This window comes from Pseudacidobacterium ailaaui (assembly GCF_000688455.1).
In the GTDB taxonomy this organism is placed as follows: Bacteria; Acidobacteriota; Terriglobia; order Terriglobales; family Acidobacteriaceae; genus Pseudacidobacterium; species Pseudacidobacterium ailaaui.
Genome location: NZ_JIAL01000001.1, coordinates 1,938,944 through 1,956,194, shown reverse-complemented (window position 1 = coordinate 1,956,194; position 17,251 = coordinate 1,938,944). Strand labels below are relative to the sequence as shown.

Sequence of the window (17,251 nt, the reverse complement as noted above, 5' to 3'; positions counted from 1 at the left end):
ACGGTGACGCGCAGGAATGTTTGGGGAGATGAAATCATGGTCAACAATTGCGCAAATCCTGAGTGCGCAAAGCCGCTTCATTACCTGCGGGAGGGGCGGATTTTCGTTTTTGATGTTACCGAAGAAACCCCGGATGCACCGCGGCGCCTGGAACATTACTGGCTTTGCGGGACCTGCTCGGAGCACTTCGTGATTCAAAAAGACTCGGGTACCGGAATCCATCTTGTGCCTCGACGGGCGGGACGAATGGCTGCCCAAGAGCCCGAGGTGATCGCCCTGGCATCCTGAACTTATGGTTTTACTCCCGGCTTTGGCAGAGATTCCACGCCTCGGGGTGTGGATCTTGCCTATTTGCGGAATTTATGTTCTCCCCGTAAAATAAGAGTTTGCAGGGAAAGGTTTTTCGAATCATGCCAAAGCCAGGAATTCATCCAAATTATCAGGAAATCCGTGTAGTTTGTGCCTGTGGGCACAGCTTTACCACGCGCTCGACCCATAAGGGAGATATCCACCTCGAAATCTGCTCCAATTGCCATCCTTTCTTTACAGGCAAACAGAAGCTGGTGGATACAGCCGGTCGCGTGGAGCGCTTCCGCCGCAAGTACGCCAAAGCGGAGACTTCAGCAAAGTAAACAAAACGAAGAGTTTACAAGACACAAAAGCCTCCGCTTGCCGGAGGCTTTGCTATGCAGAAACACTGGGACAATCCGCGCGAACACACCATGCCGCCAGGCGTGCGGGTTCCTGCGTCTGTACAGATAGGCGCGATTACGGTGGCCCCGGCTACCGTTCTTGCCCCCATGGCTGGCGTCACAGACACTGTATTTCGCCGCTTCATCCGCAATGCCAGCGTCTTTTCCTCTCAGGCCGCCCCGGGGACGTCCGTAGAATCCGAGATCACCAATCAGCAATCAGGCTGTGGACTGATCATGACCGAGTTCACCTCGGCGGACGGTCTTACTCGGATGCGTGAGTCCAAACGCAAGCGCTATCTGACTTTTTACGAGGACGAACATCCTATTTCTGCGCAGTTGTTCGGCTCAAATCCGGAGACCTTGGCCGACGCAGCCCGTATCGTACAGGACACTGGTTTTGACATGGTCGATCTGAACCTGGGCTGTCCTGCCAAGCGCGTGGTTTCCTGCAATGGCGGCAGTGGACTTCTGCGCGATCTTCCCCTGATTGAAAGGATCTTCACGGCAGTTCGCGCCGCTGTGTCCATCCCATTTACGGTGAAATTCCGCCTGGGATGGAACGACTCCAACATCATTTGCGTGGAACTGGCCCGTATGGCCGAAGGATGCGGTCTCCAGGCCGTGGCCCTCCATGCGCGCACGCGTGAACAGGGGTACTCCGGACAGGCCCGCTGGGAATACATCGCCCAAGTCAAGGATGCCGTCCGTATTCCTGTGATTGGCAATGGAGATGTCCGCACTCCGGAAGATGCCTGCGCCCTGGTGGCCCAAACCGGGTGCAATGCAGTCATGATTGGCCGTGCGGCCCCATCCAACCCCTGGATTTTCCGCCAGATTGCCCAGTACACAGCAACCGGGCACTACGATGTACCTACCGTCTTTGATCGCTATCGGATGATTCGCACCTACTTCCAGATGCTACTTGAGGAAAGCCATCCGGAAACAGTGGGCAAGATGAAGCAATTCGCCTCCTGGTTTACTCATGGAGTTCCAGGTGGGGCCTCCCTGCGCAAATCGATCTACGAGTCACGGAGCGGCGAAGCCATTCTTTCCGCCGTCGAGCGCTTTTTCGAGCCTCAGATGACCGCGCTCGCTTCCTGACAGCGATTCTTTTTCCCCCTTCGTGCTTCGCAACCTCTCTGCATCTAAACGCTACAGGCAGTCTTTGCGTCTTTTCTAAGTGCGCATCCGGCATCCGAACGCATGTGCTCTGGCGCACGGAAGGGCGATTTTCCTCGCTCCCTCAAGAACTGTTTGCCGGAGATGTTTGTTTAATGTTTCAGTCGTCCCTGCATTATCTCCTGCTTGAGGCCTTTGTCGTCGGCATGGCGTTGGTCGCATCCCGCTGGAAGGCCTGGCTTTGTCTTGCCAGCCGAATGGAAACTGCTCTGAAATCTATCAGCCGGCGTCCTGCACTTTGCTTCTGGATGATTTTTGCCGCAGCCATCCTGGTCCGTCTGGCACTGCTGCCGGTTGAGCCTCTCCCGACACCTTTGCTGCATGATGAATTCAGCTACCTTCTCGCAGCGGACACCTTCGCGCATGGACGCCTCACCAATCCTCCACCGCCGGTGCCCGCGGCATTTGAGACCTTCCATGTAAACGTCTGGCCCTCCTATCAGTCCATGTATCTACCTGGAACAGGCCTGGCGCTTGCCGTAGGGCAGCTCCTGGGGTCCCCATGGATCGCAGTGCTGCTCACCTCTGCGCTTTTTTGCGCTCTAGTGGATTGGGCCGTCTCCGGATGGCTGCCTCGACAGTACGGGCTGGCAGCTGCGCTCATCGCAATGAGTGTTTGCCTGGACTGGAACCACTGGTTTGACAATTATTTTTGCCTCGGACTGACGGCGGCTGCCGGGGCGCTCGTCATCGGCAGTATCCCCCGAATCTATCACCACCGCACGGCTGCTTCTACGCTTCCGCTCGGCATCGGGCTGTGCACCTTCCTCCTGACCCGGCCGTATGAGGGTTGCATGGTCTCGCTTCCGGCTTTGCTGCCGCTGCTGTGGATGCTCCGCCGCACAGGATGGAAGGCCCTCATCAGGCTTGTCGCAACACCATTGCTCATGCTCCTGTTCACCTTTGGCTGGCTCTGTTACTACAACTGGCGCGGGACTGGCCACCCTCTGCTTTTTCCTTACGTAGTGAACTATGAGCAGTACCACATCACAGGACCCTTCATTTTCTCGCGCCCACGGCCCGTTCCTGTCTATCACCATGACTCCATGCGAAATTTCTACACCCATTGGGAGATGAGCACCTATCGCATGGTCACCCGCCATCCGATGCAGTTTCTGCGGTTAAAAGTAAAGGCCTATTACCGCGTTTTCTTTGCCGGAAATGGTCTCCTGCTGCTGCTGGGCCTTGTTGCCGCGGTCCGTAAGCACTCGCCCTTCGCCTCGCTTGCATTCTCCTTTGCAGGCTTTCTGACTGTGCTGGCGCTGATGGCCTGGTATCCTTACCCTCAATATGGAGCGCCTGCCGCGGCCGTCTTTCTTACTCTGATTGCACTAGGGTTGTTTACTTTGCGTAGAATCCAGGTCCGTTGCTGGCATGGCACTGACCTTGTACGGGGATGGGTGCTGGCCCAGCTTCTGCTCACTGCCAACATCTTCTACGAAAACTGGATGAAAAGCCCGCTGCCTGCGGAACCTCGCTATGCCTCGATGGAAAGGCAGAAGGTGGAACATCTTTTGCAGCACTACCCGGGCAAGCATTTGTGTCTGGTGCAGTATTCACTCGACCATCCTGGTGTGCAGGAATGGGTCTATAACGGCGCTGACCTGAACAGCCAGCGCATCCTCTGGGCGCGCAGCATGGATCCTGACAATGACAGAAAGCTGATCCAAGCCTTTCCCGGACGCAGGGTTTGGCTGCTAAGGCCTGACACTCCTGCACAGAATCTCATCACCTATTCGTCGGACCTAGCGTGGCCCAACCCAAATCAAAAAATTGTGGCCCGGACCACACCGCCCCCGCCGCCCTAGCGCATCCATTCCGGCAGTCCGGAGGCAATGGCTGCTCGAACGGCGGCCATCAAATCTTCACGCGAGGTATATTCCTTCGGCCAGAGTGGCGGATGAAAGACCACTCGCGCTGTCCCCGGAGTGATGCGGATGCTTCCCTTTTTCATCATGCTTTCTGTTCCGGAAATCGAAACCGGCACTACGGGAACACCCGCCTCCATGGCAAGATAGAACGGCCCTTTCTTGAAAGGAAGCAAGCGGCCATCCGGAGAGCGCGTCCCCTCGACAAAGGTGGTCATATGTAACCCTGAGGCAAGCACTTCTCTTCCCTTTTCCACGCTTTGCTTTGCGCTCTCCACGCGCCCGTCGCGGTCTACGGGAACGAAGTTGCCGAGCTGCATGGCATATCCCAGGACCGGGATCTTCATCAATGCCCGCTTCAGAAAGACAGACGTACGTCCGGGAATGAGTGGCAGCAGTACCGGGGGATCAAGGTTCGAGACATGATTGGACATGAAAATATACCGCTGCCGGGGATCCAGCCGCTCCAGCCCCTCTGCTTTAACCTGGATCCCGGCAACCCGGAGGCCAGTCCTGGCGATCCACATGGCCCAGCGGTAAAGCATGGAAATGTCCCCGGACATCAGCGTCCAGGGCAGACCGACGACCGCAGCAGGAATTCCAAAGAAAAGATATGTAAACAGAACAGCAAAGGTGGCAAGCATGACTTATGAACGGACCAGTGCCTTGTTCTCCAGCGCTTGCGGCAGTTTGTCATAGATTCCTTCAAACCCGCCATTCGAGAGAATGGCAACGACATCGCCGGAGCGAAGCTCTGGAGCGATGGCTTGCACAATCGCGTCGGCATTCGCCAGGAGCACGGCCTCTTTCCCCGATTGCCTGAGCCCGGCCACCACTGTTTCCGGATGCAGCCGTTCCTGTTCGGGAATACTCTCCTGCCTATAGACCCCTGACAAAACGATGCGGTCCGCAAGCGAAAGGCTCTCTACCAGCTCGCGCTCGAAGACATTGCGGCGCAGAGTATTTGAACGCGGTTCGAGGACGGCCCAGAGGCGCGATCCAGGATAAGCAGTGCGCAAGGCCCGCAGCGTCTCACGGACAGCCGTGGGATGGTGTGCAAAGTCATCAATGATGGTGATGCCATCCACCACGGCGCGCACCTCAAGTCTTCGTTTGACGCTTTGAAAAGTGATCAGGGCCTCCTGAATTGCTGCGAGGGAGACTCCCTGCCCGGCCGCCAGCGCCGCTGCAGCCGTTGCATTCAGCGCATTGTGTTCGCCAGCCATGTTCAGAGCCAGCTCCGCGAAGGGCATGCCTTCATGCTGGACCTTCCACCGGGTCTGGCCCTCAGCAAAATGAAGGTCTGTGATGCGCCAAGTTGCGTCTGGTGCAAAACCATACCGCTCCACTTTGCAAAAGGCACGCGCCACGCATTCGGAGACATTCGCAGCACCATCATAGGCGACGATGCGCCCCCGTCGCGGCACCAGGTTCACCAGGCGCTTAAAGGCGGTCTTTACCTGGTCGAGATCGCGGTAAATGTCCGCATGATCGAACTCGACGTGCGTAAGAATCAGCGCGTCCGGGAAGTAGTGCATGAATTTTGGGCCTTTGTCGAAGAAGGCCGTGTCATACTCATCACCTTCGATGATGAACGGCCGGCCCTCGCGCAGCTGAAAGCTGGCGCCAAAATTTTCCGCCACGCCGCCAATCAGAAACGACGGAGCAAGCTCCGGCTGCTGGCGCGAAGCGACCTCATAGATCCACGCCAGCATGGAAGTCGTCGTCGTCTTACCGTGCGTCCCGGCAACGACAAGCGATTCACGTCCGCGCAGAAATTCGTGATGCATCAGCGCGGCGAGAGAGGTGAACGGGATGCGCTGGTCCAGCACATACTCCAGCTCAACATTGCCGCGAGAAATTGCGTTTCCAATGATGACCAGATCGGGATGCGGCTTCAGGTTTTCCTCTGAGAATGGTTCGGCAACGGGAATCCGCAGACTGGAGAGCAGGTCAGACATGGGCGGATAGGCTGCATCGTCGGATCCAGTGACATGATGTCCCTTCAGCTGCAAGAGTCCGGCCAAAGAAGCCATCGCCGTGCCGCAGATTCCGATGAGATGAATGTGTTTGTTTTGCATTTCTTTACTCAGACTGCACTGCTGGTTCGAGGTAGCGCAAGAGCGGGGCGTCTTCAAGGACCAATTCAGCCTCAATCCCGAACGGAAGGGTCACATTGCTGTGTGAGACGTGGCCCGAGCGTAATCCGATTGCTATCGGACCGTCGAACCAGTCAAGTACGCGCAAAATGACTTGTTCCACCAGGTCCGCCGGTGCTCCGGGAGATGCGCAATCCAGCATCTCTCCAAAAATGAACCCGCAGACGCCATCAAATTTTCCAGCGAGCACCATCTGCCGCAGCATTCGGTCTATCTGGTAAGGTTTTGCGCCTATATCTTCCAGAAAGAGCAGCTTTCCTTCTGTCTGCGGCGCAAAGCGTGTGCCCAGGCAAGAGGTCAGGATGCTTAGGCAACCGCCATACATCACGCCGCGCGCCCGTCCCGGCTTGAGCACACGCAGCCCCTCGGCTGCGCCAGCAACGATCAGGTCTCCATCCAGGGCGGCATCCAGGCTCAGATCATGCACACCGCCGCTGACTGCGAAATCGGCGGCAACCATGGGGCCATGAAAGGCGACCAGTCCGGTCTGGTCAAGAAGCCACGTCTGCACAGCGGTCATGTCACTGTAGCCAAAGAGTGGCTTTGGGTTTTCGCGGATGATGTCGAGGTCAATGTCTTCAAGCAGATAATTTGATCCGTAACCGCCACGGGTACAGAAGATGGCCTGCACTTCGGGGTCAGCAAAGGCCGCATGCAGGTCAGCAAGCCGCTCTTCGACTGTTCCGGAAAAGTAAGGGGCCAGCCGTCCCTGCGCGAACTGTCCAAATTCGGCATCGTATCCACGCGCGCGCAAAGCCTCCAGACCACGCGCCAGGCGCTCTGGCTTCGATGAACTCGCCGGAGCAATCACGGCCACGCGTGCATCGGGCGCTACTGCGGCGGGCTTCAGCATCTAGAACGCCTCGCCTTGCGCAATCAGATGCGCCGGTCCGGTCAACAGGACTTCGGTGCTGCCGTCCCACTCCACCCGCTGCTCACCCCCTTGCGCGCGGACCAAAAGGTGCCTGGCTCCGCCCCGATGCGCAATGGCGGCCACGGCTGAGGCACAGGTCCCGGTGCCGGAAGAAGTTGTGGGCCCCACGCCGCGCTCATAAATCCGAAACTCGATCTCATCTGCGCGGACCACATGCACAAATTCAACATTGGTCTGCTGCGGAAAATCAGGGTGAAAGCAGAGATCGTGACCAACCTCCTGCCAGCTGCGGCCTGCCACAAGGAAAGAGGTATCCTGCACAAAGACCACAAAATGCGGATTGCCAATAGAGACGGCGATGCCCTCTATCTGCTGGCCTTTCAGGTTTACCTGGCGCGGGCTGATCTTGGGCACGCCCATGCGCGAAGCAATCTGGTAGCCACTGCCTTCACGTTCGATAATCTGACACTCACGCGGCCCTGCATCGGTTTCCAGCAAAATGGTGTCTCTGTGCTGAAGTCCCTTTTCATGCGCCATCCAGGCGGCCACGCAGCGGGTGCCGTTTCCGGAAAGCTCGGCAATCGAACCGTCCGCATTGAAGAGCCTGATTTTTCCTGCGCGGTCTCCGGTCCATTCCAGATACTCTACGCCGTCGGCGCCGATTCCTGTATTGCGCTGGCACAGGCGGATGGCGGTCTCGCGCTGCCGGTCCGCACTGACATGCTTGGTCTCAATTACCAGAAAATCATTGCCGCAGGCATGGGCCTTTACAAAGGGAATCAATCATCCTCCACATTGGGAAACACCAATATTTCGTCAATTGCGGGCGAAGCATTCAAGGCCGCCTGCAATCGGTCATGCATTTTGCGCGTGGCAAAGACTGTAAAGCAGAGCCGGTTCAATTCCCCAATGTTCTGCTGCTCCAACGGCCCCAGCCTGCGCTTCATCTTGTCCATGGCATGAAGGATGGCCGTAGACATCTTCACCGGATCGCGTCCGCGCGCCTCATACAGAACAGAATAGAGCTTCAGATTCGCCTTACGCTCCAGAAGCCCCACACCTTCCAGCGCCACCAGCACCAAGACTGCAGAAAACACCGCGGGAATATACAACCCGGCCCCGCAGGCCATGCCAATCGATGCTACGGCCCATACCGTGGCCGCGCTTGTCAGCCCGCTGATGCGGTCCCGATTATGCAGGATAAGCCCCGCTCCCAGAAAGCCGATTCCCTGGACGATGTTCGAGGCAATCTGACCACGGTTCGTGCTGTTTTCTCCAGCAATCACAGAGGAGAGAAAGGTAAACAACGCTGCGCCAAAGCAGATCAGCAGATTGGTCCTGACACCGGAGGCCTTGTGATGATACTCACGATCAATCCCGATGACTCCGCCAAGAAATGCAGCAAGCAGCAGGCGTCCTGCCACTCCTCCGGTCAGGACGGCCTCTTCGAGGGCACTAAAACTCAGCATGTGTTCGGGGGCTTCGATCATCATGGCTGTTTGAGCGTGATGCTATCACTTTGCAAGGTAAATGCGCGCGCAGGGCTGTCCGGTGGAACACACAACGTTAACCAGCGTCAGCCCTTCCGGATGTGCGGCCACCGCCTTTGCAACCGCGTCCTGGTCGGTAGCAACAACGATGCTCGCAGCCTGGCCCGGATGCTGCAAGGCCGCAGGCCACTGATAGTAGTCGGTTTCATTGATGGTCTGCTTCAGTGGAATGCCGGCCCGCTGCAATGCGCCAATATGCTCCGACGTATACATCAGAATCATGCCCTGCTGCGGCAGCGCCTTCAGCGCTTCTGCCAGCGACTCCTCATAAGGAATACGGGTGCGCGAATTGGCGTAAGCTTCAGCCAGAACAATGGGGGTCCCACGCATCAGCGTAAGACTGTCCGCAATGGCCAGCAGCAGTGCTGCCGCTCCCACCCATCGCCGCCCCCAAGGCCATTGCCGGACCAGCCATGCGGCCAGGAAAGCCAGAAAAACAGCAAAGGCTGGCAGCATTTCCATTCCATAACGCGAGTTGTACCAGGAATGCGGCCACCACAATGGAATAAAGATAGGCACTGAGCCATATGCGATGGAGTATGCGTAAAATGGCAGCGGCACCCAGAAAAGCAGCACGGGCGTGATCTGCTGCTCGCGCCATTTCCATATGGCAGCCACGGTCCCGGCAGCACTCAGCCAGAGCAGAAGGTTTGCAAAGCGAATGGGCGCTGCGCCGAGTTCTGCTGCTTTCAGGAAGTACAGCGCGGCGACTCTCATGCTGTGCCATCCGGGATAATGCGGCGCTCCGGGCGTGGCCGTGCGCTGTTCAATGGCTTTTGCAGAGTAGGGCCCGCGCATAAAGTCCAGCGGATCGCCAAACTGACGCGCGTTATAGGCCATCCATAACAGCGGAGCAAAGACCAACATTGCGGTGAACAGCAGGAACGCGCCGCCTGCGCGACTGCGCCAGTGGTGGCGCAGATTGCACAATGCAATCAGCCATGTGAAGAAAGCCAAGATCCATCCGTCGTACCGCGTGTAGACAGCGCAAATCAGCACCAGGCCAAGAAAAATCAGCAGGCGCGATGCCCGATGGAACTCCCCTGCCTTGAGTGTACGGACATGTTCCACCAGCAGGAGCACGCTCCAAATCATCTCGGCCAGAAAGAGCGGTTCCGTCATGGCCGTGGTCTGCATGTAAAGCAGTCCAGGATTCAGGGCATAAAAGGCCACAGCAATCAGGGCCGTCCCAGGCTGGAGCCACATGCGGACGAGCCGGTAAATGCCTGCGCATCCCAGCACATAGTACGCCATCGAAGGCCAGGCCCCGGCCAACCCCGTCTGCCACCAGGACATTTTCTGCACAAAGGGGACCAGCAGAAGATGCGGCAAAGGCAGCCAGACCGACCCTAGCTGCTTGTATCCCGGATCGAGCGAGTCGAAGATCCGCCGGGCAATATGCAGATGCGCCACTGCGTCGCCATACAGCAACAACATGCCGCGCGGAAAACAGTACGACAGCGCCATGAGAGACAAGGCAAGAGACGCACAGGCCACAAGCCATGTCTCACTCCGTAGAGCGGCCCTTTCCGTTGCAGAATCAGTCAAGGTGTGACAACTCGCGGAACAACGCAAATCGCTGGTCAATTTCTTCACGCGTCAGGTCCTGGAGACGTTCGGTGCCGAACCGCTCCACTGCAAACGAACCCATGACGCCGCCGTAGAACATAGCACGCTTGAACGATGCCGGAGTTACTTCCGCCTGGGAAGCCAGATAACCAAAAAATCCTCCGGCAAAGGAATCTCCCGCTCCCGTAGGATCCACCACTTCACTCAACGGCAGCGCGGGCGCGCGGAAAGGCAGGGCGAGGTGCGTCTTCTCTCCGGGAAAGATCCGGTCGCTGAAAAATGCCGTTGCGCCATATTCTCCGTGCTTGACGATGAGGCTTTTCGGCCCCATGGCCAGGATCTTCCGGGCCGCACGCACCAGATTATTGTCGTTGGCCAGCAGTTTTGCTTCGCCATCATTAATCAGCAACCCATCCAGGCCCTTCAGCACTTTCTCCAGGTTTTCGCGATGGCCGGTAATCCAATAGTTCATCGTATCGCCACAAACCATTCGCACGTTCGGCACCTGGTTGCGAACATTTTCCTGCAATACGGGATCAATATTGGCAAGGAAGAGGAATTCTGAGTCGGCATATGCAGCAGGAATTTTCGGTGTGAATTTCTCAAAGACGTTCAGCTGGGTCTCGTGCGTCTGCGCCTCATTCAGGTCCTTCATATACGAGCCGCGCCAGAAGAAGCTCTTCCCCTTGACGTGTTCCAGCCCGCGCGTATCAATACCGCGCCGCTGCAGCACATCTTCCTCTTTCGCAGTAAAGTCTTCTCCGACCACGGCAATCACGCGGACATCCGTAAAATAGCTTGCGGCCAGCGAAAAGTATGTTGCCGCCCCACCCAAACAGCGCTCGGCCTTTCCGGAAGGCGTTTCGATGCTGTCAAACGCAACACTGCCCACTACAAGGATTGCCATACAGTTTTCTGTCCTTAATCTTTCTTCAGGTATTTCCCGACAATCAGGTCAAGCCGCTCCCGTGTTTCCGCCGGGACCGCAGCCGGGTTCGTGATGATGGCATACTGGAGCGCCGTCGCACATGCGCACTTGCGTTCTTTGGGCATCGCAGCCACCGCTGCGCGTACCACCTTTGCCGCATTGGCCGCATTCTGGTTCAGAACAGCAAGAATCTGATCCACGGTCACATCATCGTGGCCTTCATGCCAGCAGTCGTAGTCGGTCACCATCGCCATCGTGGCATAGCAAATCTCTGCTTCGCGGGCGAGTTTGGCTTCCTGCAGGTTGGTCATCCCAATCACGTCCGCGCCCCAGCTGCGGTAGAGGTTTGATTCGGCCCGCGTAGAAAACTGCGGCCCTTCCATGCAGACATACGTGCCGCCCCACTTGCCTACTACGCCGGAAGCGGCGCATCCATCAGCCACCGCCCTGGCCACGGTCGCGCAGACCGGATCGCCAAAGGCCACGTGGGCCACGATTCCGTTTCCAAAGAAGGTAGATTCACGGTGAAAAGTGCGGTCAATGAATTGGTCGGGGACCACAAAGTCCGTCGGCTTGTGCTCTTGCTTCAGTGAACCGACCGCAGAGACAGAAATGATGCGCTCCACGCCGAGCTTCTTTAGTGCATAGATATTGGCGCGAAAATTCAGCTCAGAGGGAAGCAGTTTATGCCCTCGCCCATGCCTCGCCAGAAAAGCGACCTTGCGGCCTTCCAATTCGCCAAGAATGAAGGCGTCGCTTGGTTCACCGAAAGGTGTTTCTACGCGTTCCTCGCGTGTATTTGTAAGACCGGGCATGGCGTAAAGGCCGCTGCCCCCGACAATTCCTATCTCTGCTTGCTGCAAACCTCGCTCCGGCTCTCAGGAAATGTTCCGCCAATGGACGAAGTTTCAGTATAAACGCCTTGAAATAAACAACCGCCGCAATGGCCCCAGGCAGGGCCCGCTGCGGCCCGCGTTCCGCCCCTGGGAAAGACGCATGACCGCATCAGGAGACGATTCCAGCCAGAAATGGCGCCACGGTATGAAAGGCAATACCCCCGAATTTCGCTATCATTCCGGCGATGGTGCCAATGGTCGCCAGCTCGGTCTGTGCGGCGCCGGAGGCCTTGATCAGCAAATTCAGCTTTTCCAACCCTGATTCCAGCCTGCTCTTTGCCTCCGGGGCCTTTACGTCTTCTTTCATCGGCTGCACAACATTCTCTACAATTGTGCTTTTCATTGCATCAGGGATTGAGGACCTCTGAATTTCCGCCGTCAGGTCCTCAATCAGTTTGATCAGCTGCTGCTGGTCTGCTGCATTCTGCACGGAAACGCTCGCAGATGCCCCGGCGCCCACCGCAATCCCGGTGCCTGTTATGCCGCCTCCTACATAAGTCCCGCTCGTTCCCCCGCCCTCTGTCATCGGTCTGTCTCCTTTTCCGGGCGGACCGCAGTGGAAGCAAGGCTATGCTCGCCCACCGCAATTCCGGCCCCTTGTATGCTGCCATTTACATGGACGGAGTGATCGTCCATATGAATGGTGACGTTGTAAATTGCGCCCGCAGGCACAGACATCACTGGCATCTGCTGCTCAGTCCTGGGATTGATGATGTTCAATTGCACCTGATCGGGGTGCCTGGGATCTGCAATGGCAACCACAGAAGCAGGTTGTGGATTGCCGCCGGTGATGCTCATGCCGCCAATGAGTTGAAGGCACGGCGCCAGAAATTCACTCCATCGCTGCGTGTGTACCATGACCATCACCTTTACTGAAGACTGCGGTCCGGGCACCAACATCACCAGCGCATGGATCGCCACATGAAAAGGCGGCATGCCCACCGCATCAAACTCCCTGCACCAGCCTGTTCCCATCTGCAGGGTCAGTTGCCTCATCGCCGTAAAGTTGAATACAGATTGCACCTGTAAGGACTGCGCCAGCCCCCAAGCCACATCCGGCGATTCAAGGTTCTGTATTCCCATCATGGCCAGCTGCGCCGTCCCCGGGTCCAGTTCCTCTATGGCCACCAGCGCAGGCGTGAACTGGCTGAGCTGGGAGCCGGGAGGCAGAAGCAGAAACATGCTCAAGGGCTGAGGAATCCCACGCATCCGTGCCATCATCGCGGAGTATTGCATCATAGGGTTGGGCGGGACCACCACAAAACCTGGTGGCAAGGCCGCCGTGAAATTCACTCCGCGAATCACTTCCTTATCCAAAGTTCCAGAAGTATAGCGTAAAAGCCAGCCCGACAAAGCAGCCCGCAGTAAGAAATTCGCAGAGAAGAAATATTGGACCGAACCATGAGAAATCCCGCTCCGGGCCTTTCTGCCCTGTGCGCATCGGCATGGCTTCCGGACTGAGGTACCACGTGCAAGCCTCGGGCCTGCTTCCGAAGGTACGTATCGTGGACCGGGTCATCGAAACCGCAAAGAGCACTGCGGCAGACCGCTAGTCGCGGTCTCTCATCCCGGTCCAAGGCCAGATGCCTTCCCCGGTTTTACGGAGGGCCAGGGCGTAGCTGGCGTAGACGCTTTCAAAAACGGAATCCCAGGAGGCGCCCAGGGCATCGCTCCGGGCTGCGTGCCGCATCTTCTGGTGCAGGTGCGGGTGTCGCATCAGATGAAGAATCACGCCGACAAAGTCTTCATCTTGGGCCACAAATCCGGTTTCTCGCTCTTTGACGATATAGCGCGGACCACCATCGGGCGTGACCACCGCCGGTACTCCGGAGGACAACGCTTCGAGCACCACATTGCCGAAGGTGTCAGTGTGCGAGGGGAATACGAAGAGGTCCATGTCCGCATAGGCACGCGCCAGGGCTTCTCCGCGTAACACACCTGGAAATTCCGCATTGGGTAGTTGCTGGCGCAGCCAAGCTTCTTCTGCGCCATGGCCCACAACCAGGAAGCGGAAGTTGGAGACCCCGGCGGCAATTAACTGCTGGCGAATGCTGACCAGCAGCGCAACATTTTTCTCAACAGACAGCCGGCCCACGAAGCCGAGCACAAAATCCTTATCATCGGGCGCACGGCTGCGGCGAGCAGGCGAAAACAGGTCCGTATCAATCCCGCGCGGCATCAGTTTGCAGGGGCGTCCGGTGGCCGTCTCCAGCAACTGGCACAATTGCGGGTTGGGCGCAAAAAGAAGACGGGCAAGGGAATAAAACTTTGCGCCCAGAAAAAAGCTGATCTCTTCGATTGCTGTAGATGCTTGCTGCCGGGCCACCTGTGGCAGCTTTCCAAGAAACCATCCCGCCCTTCTGGCCGCGTATTCATGCACATTGGTGTGCCAGGCCGCCACCAGAGGCAGATGGTAATGGTTTGCCAAAAGCACACCCATGAACCCAAAATCGCTGGGTCCGGTAATGTGGACCACATCAGGCCGGAACTCACGCAGCGCACGCGCCACGAGCGGGAGATGGCGGAAGAATCCAAGATCAAACCGCAGGTCCTTTTCCAGGCCGAAAGAAAGAGGGCCGCGGGGCAACTCCAGCGTCGTGAGCTGGCCTTCCGTCAACAGAAGCGGACGGCGACTTCCGGCCCGCACACACAGGAAAGGCAGGTTTTTCCGACGGACGAAGGCCTCAAAGTGGCGGCTGGTATGGGCCACTCCATTGACCTCATGGAAAGAGTCCGGAAAATACGCCACGCGCATACATAGCGAGTGTATACAACCGTGGGGATTCAGACCGTTACAATCCAGACATGGGCGGCACTCTCTTTTCTGCAGCACAAGTCCGTCAATTTCGCCGCCTGCTCCTGGCCTGGTATGACGCGCATGCCCGCGACCTTCCCTGGCGGCGCACCCGTGATCCTTATGCCATCTGGGTCTCCGAGATCATGCTGCAACAGACCCGCGTCAATGCCGTCCTCGACCACTATGCGCGCTTTATGGAACGGTTTCCCACCGTGCAAGATCTGGCCAAAGCAAAGGAAGAAGAGGTCCTTGCGCGGTGGAGCGGGCTGGGCTACTACCGCCGCGCCCGCATGATGCACAAGGCGGCAAAGGTCATTGTGACCGAGCTGGACGGCAGCATTCCGCAGAGCCGTGCTGCATTACAAACGCTGCCCGGGATCGGCGTCTATACCTCCGCCGCCATCGCCAGCATCGCCTTTGGCGAAGCGGTCGCCGTGGTCGATGGCAATGTCGAGCGCGTCATCCAGAGGCTGTCTTCTTCTGGCGAGGCCATCGCTGCCAAAGCGCAGGCCCTTCTGGACCCCGTCCGGCCCGGAGACTTCAACCAGGCCATGATGGAACTGGGGGCAACTGTGTGTCTGCCGAAGAACCCTCTGTGCCTCCAGTGCGTGGTACAGAAGCTGTGCCGCACCCGCGGCGAGCATCCCGTGGCCCCGAAAAAGGCCGCGCTACGGAAGCATGTCTGCTACGCATTCGTGAAGCGGGGAGAAGAGGTCCTGCTGGAGCAGCGGCCCCACGATGCCTCACTGATGGCCGGCATGTGGGAACTGCCACAGCTGGAGGAGACCCTGCCCGGCAAAGGCCGCCCGCTTCTCCGGACCCGCCACTCGATCACGGTCACCCATTATTCCGTGGACATCTTTGCTCTCGGCCCGGACGATCCCCGGCTCCCGGTAGGAGACCGGCTGCGCCGCTGGATCCGGACGCAGGACCTTCCGGAATTTCCGCTGACCGGACTGACCCGAAAGGTGCTGAAGCGATTGTACGTGCTCAATGCATCTGGTTTTGTAGCAAAATAGTTGGTTGTCCCCCACTCTCTTCTCAGGAGCATCAATGACGCAGTTCGTCCGTTTATTGTCTCTTTTTTCTGTGGCAGTTTTCACAGTGCCTGCCCTTGGTCAGTTGCAGGTCCCGGCCATTCCCGGAGTGCCGGAACCAGCACGCCGGGCCGCTGAAAGCATTGACCCGGAGAAGATACGCGCCCACGTGCGTTTCCTTGCCAGCGACCTGCTTGAAGGACGCGGTCCGGGCCAGCGCGGCGGTGAGCTTGCCGCCGAATATATCGCCACACAATTCGCGCTCGACGGGCTGAAGCCAGCGGGCGACAACGGAACCTACTTCCAGAAAGTCCCGCTCTACGCCGTCCACACCATCGAAGACCAGACCACCGCTGAGTTCCTCCCCGCAAACGGGCAACCCATTTCCCTTGCCTACAGCAGCGACTGGGTGGCCAAGGACCAGAGCGGACAGGAATCTGCGGACATTGACGCGCCTATTGTTTTTGTAGGCTATGGCATTGATGCTCCCGAATACCATTGGAACGACTATGCCGGTGTAGACGTCAAGGGCAAAGTCCTTCTGGTCATCGTGAATGAGCCTCCCTCTGACGATGACCGCTTCTTCAAAGGCAAGGCCCTCACCTACTACGGCCGCTGGACCTACAAATATGAGGAAGCCTCGCGTCTGGGCGCCATCGGTGTGCTGATCATCCATCGCACCGATCTGGCCAGCTACCCCTGGCAGGTGGTGCGCGATTCGCAGGCCATCGAAAAATCGTACCTGCAGGGCGACCCTACGGCTACGCTGAAGGCCGCAGCCTGGATCCAGCACGATGTGGCGCAGAAGCTCTTCACCGCAGCAGGCATGGGCAGCGTCGACGATGAGATTGCCAAAGCCGGCCAGCGCGGCTTCCACGCCGTAGAACTGCCTGTCCGCTTCAAAGCGCATATTGCAAGCAAAGTGCGCCATTATGAGTCAGACAATGTGGTCGCCGAGCTTCCCGGAGCGCAGCCGGGGCAGGCCGTCCTCTACTCGGCGCACTATGACCACCTGGGGATCGACCCCAACGCCAAGGGCGACAACATCTACAACGGAGCAGCGGACAACGGAACAGGCTGCGGCATTCTGCTCGAACTGGCCCGCGCCTGGTCGGAAACAAAACCGCCGCACAGCGTGTATTTTGCCTCCGTCACGGCCGAGGAGCAGGGACTCCTCGGTTCCCAGTGGCTGGGAATGCATCCTCCCGTTCCTGCCTCCCAGATTGCCCTGGACCTGAACTATGACATGTTGATTCCCATTGGCATTCCGACCTCGACCGAGGTCAGCGGGGCAGAGCGGACCTCTTTCTATCCCGAGGTGGAAAAGACCGCGAAGGCCTTCCATCTGACCATCCAGCCGGACCAGTTCCCCGGCGCCGGACATTACTATCGCTCCGACCACTTCAGCTTTGCCCGCGTCGGCGTCCCCGCCTTTTCCATTGGAGAAGGGACCACCTTCGAAGGCCACCACGACCCGGAGTGGGGCAAGCAGCAACTGGAAGATTATGTAGCGCACCGCTATCATCAGCCATCCGATGAATATCGCCCCGAGATGGACTTCCGCGGCGATGCCAGGATGGCGCAGTTTGGGTTCATTCTGGGATGGGAGGCACTCTCACTGCCGAAAGAAATCGGCTGGCAGCCCGGAGATGAATTCGAGGCTGCTCGCAGAAAGGGACAATAGGCCTGGGCCCCACGT

The 17,251-nt window shown here is 58.0% G+C and carries 16 protein-coding genes; 5 read left to right on the top strand and 11 right to left on the bottom strand.

The window, feature by feature from the left end; translation table 11 throughout:
* Positions 1 to 410: 410 nt before the first annotated feature.
* The 3 genes from rpmE (at position 411) to N655_RS0108610 (ending at position 3,682) form a co-directional block, all read left to right on the top strand.
* Positions 411 to 632, top strand: coding sequence for a 50S ribosomal protein L31 (rpmE, locus tag N655_RS0108620; RefSeq protein WP_026442654.1), 222 nt, complete (start codon positions 411 to 413; stop codon positions 630 to 632).
* Between the two features lie 54 nt (positions 633 to 686).
* Complete coding sequence (dusB, locus tag N655_RS18110) at positions 687 to 1,796, top strand: tRNA dihydrouridine synthase DusB (RefSeq protein WP_044934287.1); 1,110 nt, start codon at positions 687 to 689, stop codon at positions 1,794 to 1,796.
* 173 nt (positions 1,797 to 1,969) lie between these two features.
* Complete coding sequence (locus N655_RS0108610; protein ID WP_026442653.1) at positions 1,970 to 3,682, top strand: hypothetical protein; 1,713 nt, start codon at positions 1,970 to 1,972, stop codon at positions 3,680 to 3,682.
* Here the strand turns inward: N655_RS0108610 and N655_RS0108605 are convergent.
* The 11 genes from N655_RS0108605 to N655_RS18100 all read right to left on the bottom strand — a co-directional run bounded on the left by N655_RS0108605 (position 3,679) and on the right by N655_RS18100 (position 14,473).
* Entirely contained in the window at positions 3,679 to 4,386 is a 708-nt protein-coding gene (locus tag N655_RS0108605) for a lysophospholipid acyltransferase family protein (protein ID WP_026442652.1), read from the bottom strand. The two genes, N655_RS0108610 and N655_RS0108605, sit on opposite strands and share 4 nt — an antisense overlap.
* Before the next feature lie 3 nt (positions 4,387 to 4,389).
* Entirely contained in the window at positions 4,390 to 5,823 is a 1,434-nt protein-coding gene (gene mpl, locus N655_RS0108600; protein WP_026442651.1) for a UDP-N-acetylmuramate:L-alanyl-gamma-D-glutamyl-meso-diaminopimelate ligase, read from the bottom strand.
* A gap of 4 nt (positions 5,824 to 5,827) precedes the next feature.
* Positions 5,828 to 6,754, bottom strand: a complete 927-nt coding sequence (locus N655_RS0108595; RefSeq protein WP_026442650.1) for a S66 peptidase family protein — start codon at positions 6,752 to 6,754, stop codon at positions 5,828 to 5,830.
* Positions 6,755 to 7,558, bottom strand: coding sequence for a diaminopimelate epimerase (dapF, locus tag N655_RS0108590; RefSeq protein ID WP_026442649.1), 804 nt, complete (start codon positions 7,556 to 7,558; stop codon positions 6,755 to 6,757).
* Positions 7,555 to 8,268, bottom strand: a complete 714-nt coding sequence (locus N655_RS19835) for an MgtC/SapB family protein (protein WP_026442648.1) — start codon at positions 8,266 to 8,268, stop codon at positions 7,555 to 7,557. Before N655_RS19835 ends, dapF begins: the two co-directional genes overlap by 4 nt.
* Positions 8,269 to 8,289: 21 nt before the next feature.
* Positions 8,290 to 9,822 carry an ArnT family glycosyltransferase gene (locus N655_RS0108580; RefSeq protein WP_238324609.1) on the bottom strand — a complete coding sequence of 511 codons (1,533 nt, stop codon included), beginning with the start codon at positions 9,820 to 9,822 and terminating at the stop codon, positions 8,290 to 8,292.
* Between the two features lie 43 nt (positions 9,823 to 9,865).
* Positions 9,866 to 10,801, bottom strand: coding sequence for a PfkB family carbohydrate kinase (locus N655_RS0108575; protein WP_026442646.1), 936 nt, complete (start codon positions 10,799 to 10,801; stop codon positions 9,866 to 9,868).
* 14 nt (positions 10,802 to 10,815) lie between these two features.
* Positions 10,816 to 11,685, bottom strand: a complete 870-nt coding sequence (gene mtnP / locus N655_RS0108570; protein ID WP_026442645.1) for an S-methyl-5'-thioadenosine phosphorylase — start codon at positions 11,683 to 11,685, stop codon at positions 10,816 to 10,818.
* 142 nt (positions 11,686 to 11,827) lie between these two features.
* On the bottom strand, positions 11,828 to 12,244 hold the full coding sequence (locus tag N655_RS0108565) for a hypothetical protein (RefSeq protein ID WP_026442644.1): 417 nt from the start codon (positions 12,242 to 12,244) through the stop codon (positions 11,828 to 11,830).
* The gene (locus tag N655_RS0108560; protein ID WP_162173528.1) at positions 12,241 to 13,023 is read right to left on the bottom strand and encodes a hypothetical protein; all 783 of its coding nucleotides are present in this window, start codon (positions 13,021 to 13,023) and stop codon (positions 12,241 to 12,243) included. Before N655_RS0108560 ends, N655_RS0108565 begins: the two co-directional genes overlap by 4 nt.
* 244 nt (positions 13,024 to 13,267) lie before the next feature.
* Positions 13,268 to 14,473, bottom strand: coding sequence for a glycosyltransferase (locus tag N655_RS18100; protein WP_044934281.1), 1,206 nt, complete (start codon positions 14,471 to 14,473; stop codon positions 13,268 to 13,270).
* A 50-nt stretch (positions 14,474 to 14,523) separates the two neighbouring features.
* Here N655_RS18100 and N655_RS18095 point away from each other — a divergent pair, with 50 nt between their 5' ends.
* A complete protein-coding gene (locus N655_RS18095) occupies positions 14,524 to 15,534 on the top strand; it encodes an A/G-specific adenine glycosylase (protein WP_044934279.1) in 1,011 nt (336 codons plus the stop codon).
* A gap of 34 nt (positions 15,535 to 15,568) precedes the next feature.
* Positions 15,569 to 17,236 (top strand): M28 family peptidase, encoded by a 1,668-nt coding sequence (locus tag N655_RS0108535; protein ID WP_026442642.1) that lies wholly within the window; start codon positions 15,569 to 15,571, stop codon positions 17,234 to 17,236.
* Positions 17,237 to 17,251 lie beyond the last annotated feature (15 nt).